14 protein-coding genes are annotated in these 15,592 nt (G+C 59.6%); 6 read left to right on the forward strand and 8 right to left on the reverse strand.

What is annotated here, in order from left to right; translation table 11 throughout:
* Window positions 1-43: 43 nt before the first annotated feature.
* The 4 genes from BKX96_RS30790 to BKX96_RS30805 are packed head-to-tail and all read left to right on the forward strand — an operon-like array spanning window position 44 to window position 4,029.
* Window positions 44-970 carry a DUF72 domain-containing protein gene (locus BKX96_RS30790; RefSeq protein ID WP_046815897.1) on the forward strand — a complete coding sequence of 309 codons (927 nt, stop codon included), beginning with the start codon at window positions 44-46 and terminating at the stop codon, window positions 968-970.
* A complete protein-coding gene (locus BKX96_RS30795; RefSeq protein ID WP_046815898.1) occupies window positions 967-1,764 on the forward strand; it encodes an endonuclease/exonuclease/phosphatase family protein in 798 nt (265 codons plus the stop codon). Before BKX96_RS30790 ends, BKX96_RS30795 begins: the two co-directional genes overlap by 4 nt.
* Window positions 1,761-3,056: a cardiolipin synthase ClsB gene (gene clsB, locus BKX96_RS30800; protein ID WP_077186321.1), complete on the forward strand. Its 1,296-nt coding sequence runs from the start codon at window positions 1,761-1,763 to the stop codon at window positions 3,054-3,056. Before BKX96_RS30795 ends, clsB begins: the two co-directional genes overlap by 4 nt.
* Entirely contained in the window at window positions 3,043-4,029 is a 987-nt protein-coding gene (locus BKX96_RS30805; protein WP_046815900.1) for a lysylphosphatidylglycerol synthase domain-containing protein, read from the forward strand. The genes clsB and BKX96_RS30805 overlap by 14 nt, the downstream gene beginning before the upstream one ends.
* Before the next feature lie 26 nt (window positions 4,030-4,055).
* Here BKX96_RS30805 and BKX96_RS30810 read toward each other — a convergent pair whose 3' ends face one another.
* The 3 genes from BKX96_RS30810 to BKX96_RS30820 all read right to left on the reverse strand — a co-directional run bounded on the left by BKX96_RS30810 (window position 4,056) and on the right by BKX96_RS30820 (window position 7,119).
* A complete protein-coding gene (locus tag BKX96_RS30810; RefSeq protein ID WP_077186322.1) occupies window positions 4,056-4,814 on the reverse strand; it encodes an alpha/beta hydrolase family protein in 759 nt (252 codons plus the stop codon).
* Window positions 4,804-5,913, reverse strand: coding sequence for a DUF3182 family protein (locus tag BKX96_RS30815; RefSeq protein ID WP_077186323.1), 1,110 nt, complete (start codon window positions 5,911-5,913; stop codon window positions 4,804-4,806). Before BKX96_RS30815 ends, BKX96_RS30810 begins: the two co-directional genes overlap by 11 nt.
* 213 nt (window positions 5,914-6,126) lie before the next feature.
* Window positions 6,127-7,119 (reverse strand): GlxA family transcriptional regulator, encoded by a 993-nt coding sequence (locus tag BKX96_RS30820; RefSeq protein WP_077186324.1) that lies wholly within the window; start codon window positions 7,117-7,119, stop codon window positions 6,127-6,129.
* A gap of 102 nt (window positions 7,120-7,221) precedes the next feature.
* On the opposite strand from BKX96_RS30820, the gene BKX96_RS30825 reads away from it, so the two are divergent.
* The gene (locus tag BKX96_RS30825) at window positions 7,222-7,770 is read left to right on the forward strand and encodes a cysteine hydrolase family protein (protein ID WP_077186325.1); all 549 of its coding nucleotides are present in this window, start codon (window positions 7,222-7,224) and stop codon (window positions 7,768-7,770) included.
* A gap of 90 nt (window positions 7,771-7,860) precedes the next feature.
* On the opposite strand, the gene BKX96_RS30830 is transcribed toward BKX96_RS30825, so the two are convergent.
* Together BKX96_RS30830 and BKX96_RS30835 are read right to left on the reverse strand one after the other, a co-directional pair.
* Window positions 7,861-8,382 (reverse strand): single-stranded DNA-binding protein, encoded by a 522-nt coding sequence (locus BKX96_RS30830; protein ID WP_020799826.1) that lies wholly within the window; start codon window positions 8,380-8,382, stop codon window positions 7,861-7,863.
* A gap of 9 nt (window positions 8,383-8,391) precedes the next feature.
* Window positions 8,392-9,789, reverse strand: coding sequence for an MFS transporter (locus BKX96_RS30835; RefSeq protein ID WP_046815905.1), 1,398 nt, complete (start codon window positions 9,787-9,789; stop codon window positions 8,392-8,394).
* Window positions 9,790-9,980: 191 nt separating this feature from the next.
* On the opposite strand from BKX96_RS30835, the gene uvrA reads away from it, so the two are divergent.
* On the forward strand, window positions 9,981-12,815 hold the full coding sequence (gene uvrA / locus BKX96_RS30840) for an excinuclease ABC subunit UvrA (protein ID WP_046815906.1): 2,835 nt from the start codon (window positions 9,981-9,983) through the stop codon (window positions 12,813-12,815).
* Window positions 12,816-12,877: 62 nt separating this feature from the next.
* Here the strand turns inward: uvrA and bfr are convergent, their stop codons facing one another.
* From bfr to rplQ, 3 genes are all read right to left on the reverse strand, one after another.
* Window positions 12,878-13,342, reverse strand: coding sequence for a bacterioferritin (gene bfr / locus BKX96_RS30845; protein ID WP_008053867.1), 465 nt, complete (start codon window positions 13,340-13,342; stop codon window positions 12,878-12,880).
* Between the two features lie 149 nt (window positions 13,343-13,491).
* Window positions 13,492-14,946 (reverse strand): catalase, encoded by a 1,455-nt coding sequence (locus BKX96_RS30850; RefSeq protein WP_077186326.1) that lies wholly within the window; start codon window positions 14,944-14,946, stop codon window positions 13,492-13,494.
* Between the two features lie 237 nt (window positions 14,947-15,183).
* On the reverse strand, window positions 15,184-15,570 hold the full coding sequence (gene rplQ / locus BKX96_RS30855; protein WP_007970429.1) for a 50S ribosomal protein L17: 387 nt from the start codon (window positions 15,568-15,570) through the stop codon (window positions 15,184-15,186).
* Window positions 15,571-15,592 lie beyond the last annotated feature (22 nt).

Consider the following 15,592-nt stretch of genomic DNA (forward strand, 5'->3'; position numbering starts at 1 on the left):
CACAGTCATCAAAAGATCAGGGTGCAGTCAGACGGGAGGCGACATGGCGGCGATTCACATCGGTATTTCAGGTTGGCGCTACACGCCCTGGCGGGGGGATTTCTACCCGAAGGGATTGGCCCAGAAGCGCGAATTGCAATTCGCCTCGCGGGCAGTCAACAGCATCGAGATCAACGGATCGTTTTACGCCCTGCAAAGGCCTGAACGCTATGCCCAGTGGTACGCCGAAACCCCGGTGCACTTTGTGTTCAGCGTCAAGGCCCCGCGTTTCATCACCCATATCAAGCGTCTGCGTGACATCCACAAACCCCTGGCAAATTTCTTTGCCTCCGGGGTTCTGGAACTCAAGGAAAAGCTCGGCCCGATCCTCTGGCAGTTTGCGCCCAACTTCAAATTCGACGCCGAACTGTTCGAAGCTTTCCTTGAGCAACTGCCCCGTGACACCGAACAGGCCGCGGCCCTCGCCCGCCAGCACGATGCCCACGTGAATGGCCACGCCAGCCTGAAGGCGAGCAGGAAACAGCCCTTGCGCCATGCCGTGGAAATCCGCAACGAAAGCTTCATCGATCCAGTATTCGTCCGCCTGCTCAAACGCCACAATACGGCCTTGGTCATCGCCGACACCGCCGGTAAATGGCCCTACCGCGAGGACCTCACCAGTGACTTCGTGTACCTGCGCCTGCACGGTGCCGAAGAGCTCTATGCCAGCGGCTATACCCCCCAGGCGTTGAAGCGTTGGGGCGACCGGATCGAGGCCTGGCATCAGGGCCGGCAACCGGCTGACCCGCAACTGATTGCGCCTCGCCTGAAACCCAGGGCGCGCAAATCCCGAGAAGTGTTTTGCTATTTCGATAACGACATCAAGGTCCGCGCGCCCTTCGATGCGCGTCGTTTGCTGGAACGCTTCGACCTCGACAAAGAGCTGCTCACCGCCCCCGGTGAACCGGCTGCCGAAGGAGTGCTGCCATGAGCATTTCCGAACCGGTTGGCACCACCGACGAGCAGGCGAACATTGATAGCACAGTGCACCGCTTCACCGTGCTGACGGTCAACACCCACAAGGGTTTCACTGCGTTGAACCGGCGTTTCATCCTGCCTGAACTGCGCGAAGCGGTGCGTAGCGTGTCCGCCGACGTGGTGTTTCTGCAGGAGGTGCACGGCACCCACGAACATCACCCCAAGCGCTACGACAATTGGCCGGCGATACCCCAGTACGAATTTCTCGCGGACACCCTCTGGCCTCAGTTTGCCTATGGTCGTAACGCGGTCTATCCGGCAGGCGATCATGGCAATGCCTTGCTGTCGAAATTCCAGATCATTCGCCACGACAATCTGGACGTGTCCATCAGCGGCCACGAAAACCGCGGCATTTTGCATTGCGTGCTGCGCCTGCCTGGCGAAGGCCCGGAGGTGCATGCCATTTGCGTTCATCTGGGCTTGCGCGAAAGCCACCGTAATGAACAGCTCAAGTTGCTGCGACGCCTTCTTGAGTCGTTCCCGGACGAAGCGCCCGTGATCGTGGCCGGTGATTTCAACGACTGGCGCCAACGCGCCGATGCCCTGCTCAAACCCTGCGGATTGCGCGAAGTTTTCGCCGAGCACCACGGCAAGCCGGCGCGCAGTTTTCCCGCGCGATTGCCGGCCCTGCGCCTGGACCGCATCTACGTTCGCAACCTCAAGGCCAGTCAGCCGCAAGTACTGGCCAGCCGGCCCTGGTCGCACCTTTCGGATCACGCGCCGTTGTCGGTGGAGATCGAGCTATGAGCAGCCCGTCGATGGAAAAAACCACGCTGGAAAAAACGCTAGCCGCGCCGCCCATGAGCGAGCCGCAAAGGGTCGACGTCGAGTACGGCTGGCAAGGCAACAACCGGGTTGAACTGCTGGAAAACGGCGAAGCCTATTTCCCCAGGGTGTTCGAGGCCATGCGCCAGGCCAAGACCGAGATTCTCCTGGAAACCTTCATTGTGTTTGAGGACAAGGTGGGTGAAGAACTGAAGTCCGTGCTCATCGAAGCGGCCCAACGGGGCGTACGCGTGACTGCAAGTTTTGACGGGTTTGGCTGCGGAGAGCTGACTGCCGACTATCTCAACGCCCTGAGCGGTGCCGGCGTGCATTTGCAGATGTTCGACCCGGCTCCCAAGCGCCTGGGCATCCGCACCAACTGGTTCCGACGCCTGCATCGCAAGATCGTGGTGGTGGACGGGACGCTTGCGTTCATTGGCGGGATCAACTTCTCCGCCGATCATCTGGCCGACTTCGGCGCGGAAGCCAAGCAGGACTATTCCGTTGAAGTGCAAGGCCCGGCGGTGGCCGACATCCATCACTTTGCCCTGTTGCAATGCGGTCGCCCGGCGCATGCCAAATACTGGTGGCAACGCCGCCGGCAACGGCGCTCGGAACTGGTTGTAACTGATCACGATGGCCAGGTGCGGCTGGTGTACCGTGATAATGCCGAGCATTCGACCGACATCGAAGAGGTTTACCGCCTGGCGTTGCGTACGGCGCAGCGGCGCGTGGTCATCGCCAACGCCTACTTTTTCCCAGGCTACCGCTTGCTGCGCGAGATCCGCAACGCGGCGCGCCGCGGTGTCGAAGTGCGCCTGATCCTGCAGGGGCAGCCGGACATGCTGGTGGCCAAGCTGGCGGCGCGCATGACCTACGATTACCTGCTCAAGTCCGGGGTGAAAATCTTCGAATACTGCGACCGCCCCCTGCACGGCAAAGTGGCGTTGGTGGACGAGGACTGGAGCACCGTCGGCTCCAGCAATCTGGACCCGTTGAGCCTGTCGATGAACCTGGAGGCCAATGTGTTGATCCGTGACCGGGCGTTCAACCGTGACCTGTTCGAACGGCTCGAAGAGCTCGCCGATCACCATTGCAAAGCCATGTCGGTGGACAAAGCCCCGCGCGGGCGAATCTGGCACATGACCGTGGGCTTCCTGGTGTTTCACTTCCTGCGGCATTTTCCGGCATGGGCCGGCTGGTTGCCCGCGCACAAACCACGCTTGAAAGCATTCACCCCACCGACCGGGAGCGATCAACATGAGCCGCACTGAAGCACAGGCGGCGTCCCACGCCGAGCACCCGGCCAAGTCGCGCTGGAGCCGTTGGAAAAGACCGCTGACGATGCTCTTTTTCCTCGCGCTGATCGTCCTGTTGACGATGTTCGCCCAACGCATCGAATGGAACGAGGTGTTCGACACGCTTGCCGATTTCAAGGTGCGTACCTTGATCATCGCGTCCGCCCTGACCCTGGTGAGTTTTCTGGTCTACGCCTGCTTTGACCTGATTGGCCGCACCTACATCCGCCAGGACCTGACGTGGAAACAGATCCTGCCGGTGGGCATCATCAGCTACGCCTTCAACCTCAACCTGAGCGCCTGGGTCGGCGGCATCGCCATGCGCTATCGCCTGTATTCGCGGCTTGGGGTGAGCAAGGCCAACATTGCGAAAATCCTCGGCCTGAGCCTGGCAACCAACTGGTTTGGCTACATGGTGATTGCCGGCGCGGTGTTCAGCAGCGGGCTGGTGCGTATGCCGCCAGGCTGGAAACTGAGCAGTGGCGCGCTACAAGCGGTGGGCGTGTTATTGCTGTTGGTGAGTGCGGGGTATCTGGCGGCGTGCCAGTTCTCCAAGCGTCGGGAATGGACGATTCGCGGGGTGGAAATCAACTTGCCGTCGCTGCGCATGGCGATCCTGCAACTGGCCCTGGGGGCGCTGAACTGGTCGCTGATGGCTGCGGTGATTTTTACCCTGCTGCCGAGCAAGCTGGACTATCCGCTGGTGTTGGGCGTGTTGCTGATCAGCGCCATCGCCGGGGTCATCACGCACATTCCGGCCGGGCTCGGTGTGCTGGAAGCAGTGTTTGTGGCACTGCTGCAACACGAGGCGTCCAGGGGCAGCCTGGTGGCAGGATTGCTGGCTTATCGGGCGATCTATTTCCTGTTGCCGCTGTTGATCACGCTGGTGATGTACCTGTTGGTGGAGGCCAAGGCCAAGTCGTTGCGGATCTCTAAAAGGCCCAAGTGATGGGTGCCCGAAAGAACACCACAAAATCATGTGGACTGAATGATGCTCAACCGCTCACCCACCACCATCTCCGTGATCCAGTCCACCAGGATCGAGGTGTAGGCCTGCTGTGAAACGGGGTCGCTCAGCGCATGATCGGCGCCGTCGATGATGCGGTGGGTCAGCGAGTGGGTCTGCTGACACGCCGCGCGATAACTCATGATGGTTGCATGGGGTACGTAGTCATCGGTTTGCGACTCCACCAGCAACACATCCCCGGTAAATTGCGAACAGGCATGCAGCGCCCGGTTGCTGTCAGCGCGCACCAGCGTGCTGCGGTAATCGCGCAGGTCGAGCTTGTCCAGATCGCGTTTGGGCGTGTGCCATTGATCATCGCGGTATAGCGCCGGCACCCGCAACGCCAGCCAGCGCACCGGCCGCAGCGAGGTGAGGATCGAGGCCAGGTAACCGCCATAACTGGTGCCGACCACGGCAATTGCCGAGGTATCCAGCGCCGGGTGCGCGAGCAATCGGTCGTAGGCCGCCAGCAGGTCGCGCAGGTTGTCTTCACGGGTCACGCGGGTCAGCGGAATACCCGTGCCACCGGTGTGCCCGCGCAGGTCGAAAGTCAAGCAGACACAACCCAATCCGGCGATGCCTTTGGCCCGTTCCAGGTCGCGCTCCTGACTACCGCCCCAACCGTGCACGAATAGCACCCCGGGGACTTTCGATTTAGGGCTGAGAAAAGTCCCGCTCATCTGTTCGTCGTCGATGTCGATTTGAATGCTTTCGCTTCTAGCCGTCATAGGATTTGACCGTTACGTACTTGAGGAGGAAATCGCTGTTTTCCGCCGGCCCGCGGTACACCTCGATGGCGTCCGCCGGCAGCGGTTGATCGGTGTAGGTCTCCACCGAAGACACGCGAATCGCGCGCATCCCCGGATCGTTGACGAAACTCTGCAAGGCTGCCACTTCAGCGCTGCTGGCCCCGCCCATGCGCCAGGATTGCTCAAGCACGCCGCTGCGTTGCTGGCCGTCACTGGCAATGCCCTGGGCGATGTCGTAATTGCGCCGTGAGGCATAGAAACCGGGATAGGCTTCATCTGCGGCGCCATCAAATACCTGGGCCTGCCTGATCGCCAGTTGCACATTGTCAGGCAAATCCAGCGTCAGCAGATCGTCGTAGCCACCCTGCACCACCAGCAGGTTGGAACCACCATAGACCTCTTCGCCGTGGGCGTCTTTGGTCAAGTATTGATCACCGCAGTAACTGAGCACCTTGTCGCCGATGAAACTCTGCCCGACGCTGTGGGTAATCACCTGGTCCAGGTCCTGCTCGAGCACCACGCCCTCACTGAACAGCGCTTTCGCTTCAGGGCGGGCGAGAATTTCATCGAACTGATCGAGGCTCTTGATGACTTCCTGCCCACGCCCGGCACAGGCATGAATCGGCTTGATGCGGATCGCGCCGCTGTAGAGCAGATGCTCCGCCGCCGGCCGCGCGTCCTCGAACGAGAAAACACTGAGACCATCAAGTACTACAGTGCGCACCCGCTCGGAAAACAACGGCGCCCAGCCTTGCGGTGCACGGGCATGTCTATTCAACAACCCATGGCTGATGGCTTTGGTGCAGATGAAATCATGCTCGACGTATCCGCCCCACAAATCATCGGGTCCATTGACGCCCAACTCCCGAGCAACAGCGGTGCCAACCAGGGTCTGGGTTGGCAACAGATAAATATCCCGCCCATTGTGCGCCTGCGGGTCGTAGCTGCCGCCAAATTTGAGTCCAAGGATTTGCGCCAGCCAACGGGCCAGGGCGCGATTGGTTTCGATTTCATGCTGTGGCGCATCGGGACGCACCGAATGGGCGACTACGAGTTTCTTGCGGTTTGTTGGGGTCATGCGTCCCCCTTCAGTTGTCGCGATATGAATGTAGCTGATGGAGTGCAGGGTTCAGGCCAACCGTTTCCTGAAAAAAAAGGTTTTGAAATCAGCCTGTTGCAGAATGGATAGTGGCACCGCGCCAGCCTTATTCTGCACGACCGGATTGTTCAATCCGGCATTTTGCACGACTCGACCCTGACATCGCCTCCACAGGGGATTTGGGAGCTGCTCCTATCGGCTTGCAACACTCGGCATCACGCCAAACCGCGCCCGATAGTCACTCGGCGCCAGCCCGGTAATCTTCTTGAACGTCGAACGAAACGCTCCAGGATCCTGATATCCCACGGTCCAGGCAATGTGATCGATAGTGCCGTTGGTGAATTCGAGCATTTCCCGGGCCTTGCCGACTCGCAGGTGCTGGCAGTATTCCGTGGGCTTGAGTCCGGTCGCCGCGCGGAAACGGCGCAGGAACGTCCGCTCTTCCAACCCTGCCCGCTCAGCCATCGTCGCCAGCGAGACATCGGTGGCCCCAGTCCTTTGCAACCAGTGTTGAACCTTGAGAATCGAGCCGTCGCCATGGCTGAGAATCGGCGCGAAATTGCTGCCGCACTCACTGGCGCTGTCGCTGTGTTCCACCACCAGGAAACGCGCAGTGCCGGTGGCAATGCTCGGCCCCAATAGACGATCCACCAGGCGTAGGCCCAATTCAGACCAGGCCATCAGCCCGGCCGTGGTAATCAGGTCGCCGTCGTCGACAATGGGTGTATCGGCTTTGAGCTTGATCGCCGGGTAACGCTCGCTGAAGGATTTTGCCGAAGTCCAGTGAGTGGTGGCACTGCGACCGTCGAGCAAGCCACTTTCAGCCAACAGCAGCGAACCCACGCAGACACCACCGAGGGTTGCACCGCTGGCGTGCTGTTGGCGAAGCCAGCGCAACAGCGTCTGTGGCGCCTGGCCTTCGGTAAACCCGGCGATCGACGGTGGAATCAATACCGCCACCAATGCGCCGTCCCTAGCGGGATGGCTGTCATAGACACGAACTGGCGCCTGCTCGCCATCAACCTGCCAATGGCTCACCCGCAGCAAGGGCAAGCGCGCCTCCTGGTGCTCGGCGGCAATCCGGTTGGCCACCCCGAACAGGTCAGTCAATCCATGCACCGCCGCCATCTGCGCGCCGGGATAGATCAACACGCCCAGTTCGACGATCGCCCTTTGTGCATCCATTGTCAGTTTTCCCCCTTCTATTGTCGGTGCGGCCAATCCCCGGAATGCAGGCCAGGGCCAATACTCCATTCCACACCCAAACCGCACTTCGAGGAAACAGTCATGGCCAAGCAAGCACTCATCGTAGTCGATATCCAAAAAGACTACTTCCCCCAAGGCAAGTGGCCGCTGGCGGGCGCCGACGCTGCCGCGGACAATGCTGTGCGTCTGCTCAAAGCCTTTCGTGATGCTGGTGATTCGGTGGTACACATCCGCCACGAATTCACTTCCGAAGACGCACCGTTTTTCACCCCTGGCTCCGACGGCGCCAAGCTGCACCCGAAAGTCCTCAACCAGGACAACGAGCCGGTGGTGCTCAAGCACTTCGTCAACTCGTTCCGCGAAACCGAACTCCAGTCCATTCTCGACGAGCAAGGCATCAAGGAACTGGTGGTGGTCGGCAGCATGAGCCACATGTGTATCGATGGCATCACCCGCGCCGCCAACGACCTCGGCTACAGCGTCACGGTGATCCACGATGCCTGTGCCTCCCGGGATCTGGAGTTCAACGGCATGACCATTCCGGCGGCGCATGTACATGCGGCATTCATGTCGGCCCTGGGCTTTGCCTACGCCAAGGTGGTGTCGACCGACGAATTCCTCGCGAACTGAAGTTTCATCGCAAAAAAAACCCGCACTTCAGACCGAAGTGCGGGTTTTGTTTTTCAGCTGGCGGCCAGTAGCCTGGGGCTTACAGCTGTTTTAGAACGGAATATCGTCATCAAAGCTGTCGAAGTCCGGAGCTGGCTGCGGAGCGGCCTGCTGAGGAGCCGGGCGCGACTGTTGCGGGGCCGACTGCTGCGGACGCGGGGCCTGCTGGCGAGGCGCGGATTGCTGGTAGTTGTTACCACCACCCTGGCCTTGCTGGTCACCCTGCTGTGGACGACCGCCCAGCAGTTGCATGGTGCCTTGCATGTCGACCACGATTTCGGTGGTGTAACGCTTGATACCGTCTTTTTCCCACTCGCGGGTCTGCAGCTTGCCTTCGATGTAGACCTGCGAACCTTTACGCAGGTATTCGCCGGCGATCTCTGCGACCTTGCCGAACATCGACACACGGTGCCATTCGGTTTTTTCGACTTTCTGACCGGTTTGCTTGTCGGTCCACTGTTCGCTGGTTGCCAGACTCAGGTTGGTCACGGCGTTGCCATTCGGCAGGTAACGAACTTCAGGATCCTGGCCGCAAGTGCCGACCAATATGACTTTGTTAACCCCACGGGCCATTACGTTCTCCTAGGCTACGCACGCTGCCCCGGCCGGGTTGTTCACCAGGCGCTCAAGGGTGGTGCGATCCAATAGTTCGGTGTCCAATTTGATGTAAATCGCCGCTTCGTCTGCGACTATCACTGCATCTGTTACCCCTACGACGGCCTTCAGGCGCTCAACCAGCCCCGCTTCGCGGATCGCCTCGGGCGACAATGGCAAGCGCAGGCTTGTCACGTAGGGAGGTTCACGCATGGTAACAGCAAAGGCCAGCCAGAGGGCAGCCAGACCGGCGCATCCAAGGAACACAACCGACAGACCGCCATGCTGGAACAGCCAGCCGCCGAGTATGCCGCCCAGTGCCGAGCCGAGGAACTGACTGGTGGAGTAGACCCCCATCGCCGTGCCCTTGCCGCCGGCCGGTGAAACCTTGCTGATCAGCGATGGCAACGAAGCCTCCAGCAGATTGAAGGCCGTGAAAAACACCACGGTTCCAATTACCAGAGCCCGCAAGCTGTCGCCGAACTGCCAGAAGAATAGCTCAGTGAGCATCAGCGTCACGACGGCACCGAGTAAAACTCGTTTCATTTTGCGTCTCTTCTCGCCGTAGATGATGAACGGGATCATGGCGAAGAAGGAAATCAGCAGCGCGGTCAGATACACCCACCAATGCTGCTCCTTGGGTAGCCCGGCTTTCTGCACCAGCGCCAGGGGCAAGGCAACGAAACTTGACATCAACATCGCGTGCAACACGAAGATACCAAGATCCAGGCGCAACAGGTCCGGGTGCTTGAGCGTCGGAATCAGCGCCTGCCGGGCGACACCGGACTCACGATGCTGCAACGGCCCCGTGGAGCGCGGCACCATGAACATCACAATGACAATGCCGAACAGCGCCATGCCACCGGTGGCAAGGAACAACCCGGACAGCCCGAAGGCACGGGTCAACAACGGCCCTACTACCATGGCGACAGCGAACGACAGGCCGATCGTCATGCCGATCATGGCCATGGCTTTTGTCCTATGCTGTTCACGGGTCAGGTCTGACAGCAACGCCATCACCGCTGCGGAAATCGCCCCGGCACCTTGCAGGATGCGCCCGGCGATCACGCCCCAGATCGAGTCGGCGTTCGCCGCCAGTACGCTTCCGAGCGCGAAGACGATCAGCCCCAGGTAAATCACCGGGCGGCGGCCGATGCGGTCGGAAATGAAGCCGAAGGGAATCTGGAAAATCGCCTGGGTCAGGCCGTAAGCGCCAATCGCCAGCCCGATAAGGGCCGGGGTCGCTCCCGCCAGGTCCATCCCATAGGTCGCCAGGACCGGCAACACCATGAACATGCCAAGCATACGGAAGGCGAACACCAGGGCCAGACCGCTTGCCGCGCGGGTCTCACTGCCACTCATGCGCTCGCTGTGGGGATCGTGCATGGAAAAACCTCATGTGAACCGGCGGCGATTCTACCAGTCCCATCGATTGGCGGGGTATATCGCGACGCTTTGCCGCGCGTAGATGACAGAGCTTTCATGTAAGGCTACGAAACCAGTATTCGATAGTGTGCATCCATCCAGTATTTGGCCGTATACTCCTACGTTTTCGACGCCCGCCGAGCGAGGCCACTTTGGACAAGATCCTGATTCGTGGGGCTCGAACCCACAACCTGAAGAACATCGACCTGACCCTGCCAAGGGACAAGCTGATCGTCATCACCGGCCTGTCCGGCTCCGGCAAGTCGTCCCTGGCGTTCGACACGCTGTACGCCGAAGGCCAGCGTCGTTATGTCGAGTCGCTGTCGGCCTACGCCCGGCAGTTCCTGTCAATGATGGAAAAACCTGACGTCGACACCATCGAAGGCCTGTCGCCGGCAATCTCCATCGAACAGAAGTCGACCTCGCACAACCCGCGCTCGACCGTCGGCACCATCACCGAAATCTACGACTACCTGCGCCTGCTGTATGCACGCGTCGGCATTCCGCGCTGCCCGGATCACGACATTCCCCTGGAGGCGCAGACCGTCAGCCAGATGGTCGACCTGGTCCTCGCCGAGCCGGAGGGCCGCAAGCTCATGCTGCTGGCCCCGGTGATTCGCGAGCGCAAAGGCGAGCACCTGTCGGTTTTCGAAGAACTGCGCGCCCAAGGATTCGTCCGTGCGCGGATCAACGGCAAGCTGTATGAGTTGGACGAAGCGCCCAAGCTCGACAAGCAGAAAAAACATACCATCGATGTCGTGGTCGACCGTTTCAAGGTCCGCGCCGACCTGCAACAACGCCTGGCCGAGTCCTTTGAAACTGCGCTGAAACTGGCGGACGGCATCGCTCTGGTGGCGCCGATGGACGATGAGCCTGGCGAAGAGATGATCTTCTCCGCGCGTTTCGCCTGCCCGATCTGCGGGCATGCCATCAGCGAACTCGAGCCCAAGCTGTTTTCCTTCAACAACCCGGCCGGCGCCTGCCCGACCTGTGACGGCCTGGGGGTGAAGCAGTTCTTCGACATCAAGCGCCTGGTCAATGGTGAACTGACCCTGGCCGAAGGCGCGATTCGCGGCTGGGACCGGCGCAACGTCTATTATTTCCAGATGCTCGGCTCGCTGGCCTCGCACTACAAGTTCAGCCTGGAAGTGCCGTTCAACGAACTGCCGGCTGATCAGCAGAAGAGCATTCTGCACGGCAGCGGGTCGCAAAACGTCGATTTCAAATACCTCAATGACCGGGGCGATATCGTCAAGCGCTCGCACCCGTTCGAAGGCATCGTACCGAACCTGGAACGTCGCTATCGCGAAACCGAGTCGGCCTCGGTGCGCGAAGAGCTGGCCAAGTTTCTCAGCACCCAGTCCTGCCCTGATTGCCGCGGCACCCGTCTGCGTCGCGAGGCACGGCACGTGTGGGTCGGCGAGAAAACCCTGCCGGCGGTGACCAACCTCCCAATCGGCGACGCCTGCGAGTACTTCGGTGAACTGAAACTAACTGGCCGCCGAGGCGAAATCGCCGACAAGATCCTCAAGGAAATTCGCGAGCGCCTGCAATTCCTGGTCAACGTCGGCCTCGACTATCTGTCGCTGGATCGTAGCGCAGACACCCTGTCCGGTGGCGAGGCCCAGCGTATTCGCCTGGCCAGCCAGATCGGCGCTGGCCTGGTCGGCGTTCTCTACATCCTCGACGAGCCCTCAATCGGCCTGCACCAGCGCGATAACGACCGGTTGCTCGGCACTTTGAAACACCTGCGCGACATCGGCAACACGGTGATCGTGGTGGAGCACGATGAAGACGCGATTCGCCTGGCCGACTATGTAGTGGATATCGGCCCGGGCGCTGGGGTTCACGGTGGGCATATCGTCGCCGAAGGTACACCGGCCGAAGTGATGGCGCATCCCGACTCCCTGACCGGCAAATACCTGTCGGGCCGGGTGAAGATTGCGGTGCCGGCCAAGCGTACGCCGCGCAACAAGAAACTGTCGCTAACCCTCAAGGGTGCCCGTGGCAACAACCTGCGCAATGTCGACCTGGAGATCCCGATCGGCCTCTTGACCTGCGTGACCGGCGTGTCCGGCTCAGGCAAGTCGACGTTGATCAACAACACGCTCTTTCCGTTGAGCGCCACGGCACTCAACGGTGCAACCACCCTGGAAGCTGCCGCGCACGACAGCATCAAGGGCCTGGAACATCTGGACAAGGTCGTGGACATCGACCAAAGCCCCATCGGCCGCACGCCGCGCTCCAACCCGGCCACCTACACCGGCCTGTTCACTCCGATCCGCGAGCTTTTTGCCGGTGTGCCGGAATCTCGCTCTCGCGGCTATGGCCCCGGGCGTTTCTCCTTCAACGTAAAGGGCGGACGCTGCGAGGCCTGCCAGGGTGACGGGCTGATCAAGGTGGAAATGCACTTCCTGCCGGACATCTATGTGCCCTGCGATGTTTGCAAGAGCAAGCGCTACAACCGTGAAACCCTCGAGATCAAATACAAGGGTAAGAGCATCCACGAAACCCTCGAGATGACCATCGAGGAAGCCCGGGAGTTCTTTGATGCGGTTCCGGCCCTGGCGCGCAAGCTGCAAACGCTGATGGACGTCGGCCTGTCGTACATCAAGCTGGGGCAATCGGCGACCACGCTGTCCGGCGGCGAAGCCCAGCGGGTGAAACTTTCCCGCGAGCTGTCCAAGCGTGATACCGGCAAGACCCTGTACATCCTCGATGAGCCGACGACTGGCCTGCACTTCGCGGACATCCAGCAACTGCTGGACGTGTTGCATCGCCTGCGCGACCACGGCAACACGGTGGTGGTGATCGAGCACAACCTCGACGTCATCAAGACCGCTGACTGGCTGGTGGACCTGGGTCCGGAGGGTGGTTCCAAGGGTGGGCAGATCATTGCCGTCGGTACGCCGGAAGAAGTCTCAGAAATGAAGCAATCCCATACCGGTTACTACCTCAAACCGCTGCTGGAGCGTGACAGGGCTTAACCGGGCTCCATGAAAAAGCCCCTGTCACTTCATCAGTGACAGGGGCTTTTTTGTATCAGCAATCAGGTGTGGGATTGCAGATAGTTTTCGAGACCGATCAACTTGATCAGGCCCAACTGCTTCTCGAGCCAATAGGTGTGATCTTCTTCGGTGTCGTGCAATTGGACCCGCAGCATTTCGCGGCTGACATAGTCCTTGTGCTGCTCGCAGAGCTTGATGCCCTTGCACAGCGCGGCCCGCACCTTGTATTCCAGGCGCAGGTCAGCTTCAAGCATCTCGGTCACCGTGGTGCCGACATCCAGATCATCCGGACGCATGCGCGGCGTGCCTTCGAGCATCAGGATTCGGCGCATCAGGGCATCAGCGTGCCCGGCTTCCTCTTCCATCTCGTGGTTGATTCGTTCGTAGAGCTTGGTAAAACCCCAGTCCTCATACATCCGCGAGTGGACGAAATATTGATCACGCGCGGCCAGCTCGCCGGTCAGCAACGTGTTGAGGTAATCGATAACGTCTGGGTGGCCTTGCATCGCCCTACATCTCCCTGCTTGAAAGTCTGTAGTTTGAACCAACCTTGCCATAACGTCACCCGAAAGACGCAATAAAAGCGAAGATATTCTGAGAAAAGCAGCTTAAATAACGCAAAAACCGCCCAAACAAGGGCGGTTCTGCTTCTCATTTAGACTTCGTTAAGCTGTACGTTGAGCAGCGTTGCGATTGCTTCTCCATACGCCGGATCTGCCTTGTAGAAATGCTGCAATTGGCGATCGACGACGTCGCTCGATACGCCTGACATGGCTCCAGCGATGTTATTGACCAGCAGCGTTTTCTGCTCGTCACTCATCAGTCGGAACAGTGCGCCGGCATGACTGTAGTAGTCGGTATCTTCGCGATGATCGTAGCGATCGGCCGCACCACTTAAAGCCAGCGCGGGCTCAGCATAACGAGGCGCCTGTTTTGGCGACTGCGAATAGCTATTGGGCTCGTAGTTCGGTGCCGCACCTCCATTGGTGCCAAAAGCCATCGAGCCATCGCGCTGATAGGTGTTCACCGGGCTGCGTGGTGCGTTAACCGGCAACTGTTGGTGATTGGTGCCGACACGGTAGCGGTGCGCGTCAGCGTAAGCGAATACACGACCTTGCAGCATGCGGTCTGGCGACAGACCTACGCCTGGCACCATGTTGCTCGGGCCGAACGCGGCCTGCTCAACCTCGGCGAAGTAGTTCAATGGATTTCGGTTGAGTTCCAGCTCACCGACTTCGATCAGCGGGAACTCCTTCTGCGACCAGGTCTTGGTCACGTCGAACGGGTTCTCGTAGTGCGCTGCGGCCTGAGCCTCGGTCATGATCTGGATGCACACACGCCACTTCGGAAAGTCACCGCGCTCAATGGCTTCGAACAGGTCGCGCTGGGCGTAATCCGGATCGGTACCTGCCAGGCGCGCAGCTTCTGCAGGGGCGAGACTCTTGATCCCTTGCTTGGTCTTATAGTGCCATTTGACCCAATGACGCTCGCCCTGAGTATTGATAAGGCTGTAAGTGTGGCTGCCGAAGCCGTGCATGTGACGGTATCCATCAGGGATACCGCGGTCGGAAAACAGGATGGTGACCTGGTGCAGCGCCTCGGGCGAATGCGACCAGAAGTCCCACATCGCCTGGGCACTCTTCAGGTTGCTTTGCGGCAAACGCTTCTGGGTGTGGATAAAGTCCGGGAATTTCAGTGGATCACGAATGAAGAACACGGGGGTGTTGTTGCCAACGATGTCCCAATTGCCTTCCTCGGTGTAGAACTTCAAGGCGAACCCGCGCGGATCACGCTCGGTATCGGCCGAACCACGCTCGCCACCCACGGTGGAAAACCGCAGGAAAGTGGGGGTTTGCTTGCCGACTGCCTCAAACAGCTTCGCGCTGGTGTATTGAGTGATATCGCGTGTGACGGTGAACGTACCGTAGGCACCCGAGCCTTTGGCGTGTACGCGGCGCTCTGGGATGTTTTCACGGTTGAAGTGGGCAAGCTTCTCGATAAGGTGAAAGTCATCGAGCAGCAGCGGGCCACGAGGGCCGGCGGAACGGGAATTCTGGTTATCGGCAACAGGAGCGCCACTGGCGGTAGTAAGCGTATTGTTTTGGCTCATGCGATGTTCCTTCCTCTGTCGGTCTTGAACTGCCGGCTATCGGCTGAGAAGGAGTATTGATCATCAATATGACAGCTACAAATTCATTAACTTGCAGGTATCGATAGATAAAAACTAATGATCATCCCCATCACATCATGACGATGTGAACGAGGGGCACGCTTGTACAAACGGCGCGTTTCTTACAGGCACAAAAAACCGGGCACTAGGCCCGGTTCTTTGTTTCAGACTGACGTCTTACTCGGCAGATACAGCTTCGCCAGCAGTAGCACGATCAACCAACTCGACGTACGCCATAGGCGCGTTGTCGCCAGCGCGGAAACCGCACTTGAGGATGCGCAGGTAGCCACCCTCACGGGTAGCGTAACGCTTGCCCAGGTCGTTGAAGAGCTTACCAACGATAGCTTTCGAACGAGTACGGTCGAAAGCCAGACGACGGTTAGCAACGCTGTCTGTCTTGGCCAAAGTGATCAGCGGCTCGGCAACGCGGCGCAGTTCTTTAGCTTTTGGCAGAGTAGTTTTGATCAGCTCGTGCTCGAACAGCGACACCGCCATGTTTTGGAACATGGCCTTGCGGTGCGAGCTGGTGCGGCTCAGGTGACGACCACTTTTACGATGACGCATGGTTCATTCCTTACCAAACACT

Origin of the sequence: Pseudomonas putida (assembly GCF_001976065.1) — a bacterium.
Taxonomy (GTDB): domain Bacteria; phylum Pseudomonadota; class Gammaproteobacteria; order Pseudomonadales; family Pseudomonadaceae; genus Aquipseudomonas; species Aquipseudomonas serbica.

What these genes read in the sequence shown, in the direction of transcription:
- BKX96_RS30835 (WP_046815905.1), bottom strand. Translation starts at nt 9,789, where the DNA reads ATGCACGATCCCCACAGCGAGCGCATGAGTGGCAGTGAGACCCGCGCG.
- BKX96_RS30830 (WP_020799826.1), bottom strand. Translation starts at nt 8,382, where the DNA reads ATGGCCCGTGGGGTTAACAAAGTCATATTGGTCGGCACTTGCGGCCAG.
- clsB (WP_077186321.1), top strand. Translation starts at nt 1,761, where the DNA reads ATGAGCAGCCCGTCGATGGAAAAAACCACGCTGGAAAAAACGCTAGCC.
- BKX96_RS30815 (WP_077186323.1), bottom strand. Translation starts at nt 5,913, where the DNA reads ATGACCCCAACAAACCGCAAGAAACTCGTAGTCGCCCATTCGGTGCGT.
- BKX96_RS30795 (WP_046815898.1), top strand. Translation starts at nt 967, where the DNA reads ATGAGCATTTCCGAACCGGTTGGCACCACCGACGAGCAGGCGAACATT.
- rplQ (WP_007970429.1), bottom strand. Translation starts at nt 15,570, where the DNA reads ATGCGTCATCGTAAAAGTGGTCGTCACCTGAGCCGCACCAGCTCGCAC.
- BKX96_RS30850 (WP_077186326.1), bottom strand. Translation starts at nt 14,946, where the DNA reads ATGAGCCAAAACAATACGCTTACTACCGCCAGTGGCGCTCCTGTTGCC.
- BKX96_RS30810 (WP_077186322.1), bottom strand. Translation starts at nt 4,814, where the DNA reads ATGACGGCTAGAAGCGAAAGCATTCAAATCGACATCGACGACGAACAG.
- BKX96_RS30820 (WP_077186324.1), bottom strand. Translation starts at nt 7,119, where the DNA reads ATGGATGCACAAAGGGCGATCGTCGAACTGGGCGTGTTGATCTATCCC.
- BKX96_RS30790 (WP_046815897.1), top strand. Translation starts at nt 44, where the DNA reads ATGGCGGCGATTCACATCGGTATTTCAGGTTGGCGCTACACGCCCTGG.
- BKX96_RS30825 (WP_077186325.1), top strand. Translation starts at nt 7,222, where the DNA reads ATGGCCAAGCAAGCACTCATCGTAGTCGATATCCAAAAAGACTACTTC.
- bfr (WP_008053867.1), bottom strand. Translation starts at nt 13,342, where the DNA reads ATGCAAGGCCACCCAGACGTTATCGATTACCTCAACACGTTGCTGACC.
- BKX96_RS30805 (WP_046815900.1), top strand. Translation starts at nt 3,043, where the DNA reads ATGAGCCGCACTGAAGCACAGGCGGCGTCCCACGCCGAGCACCCGGCC.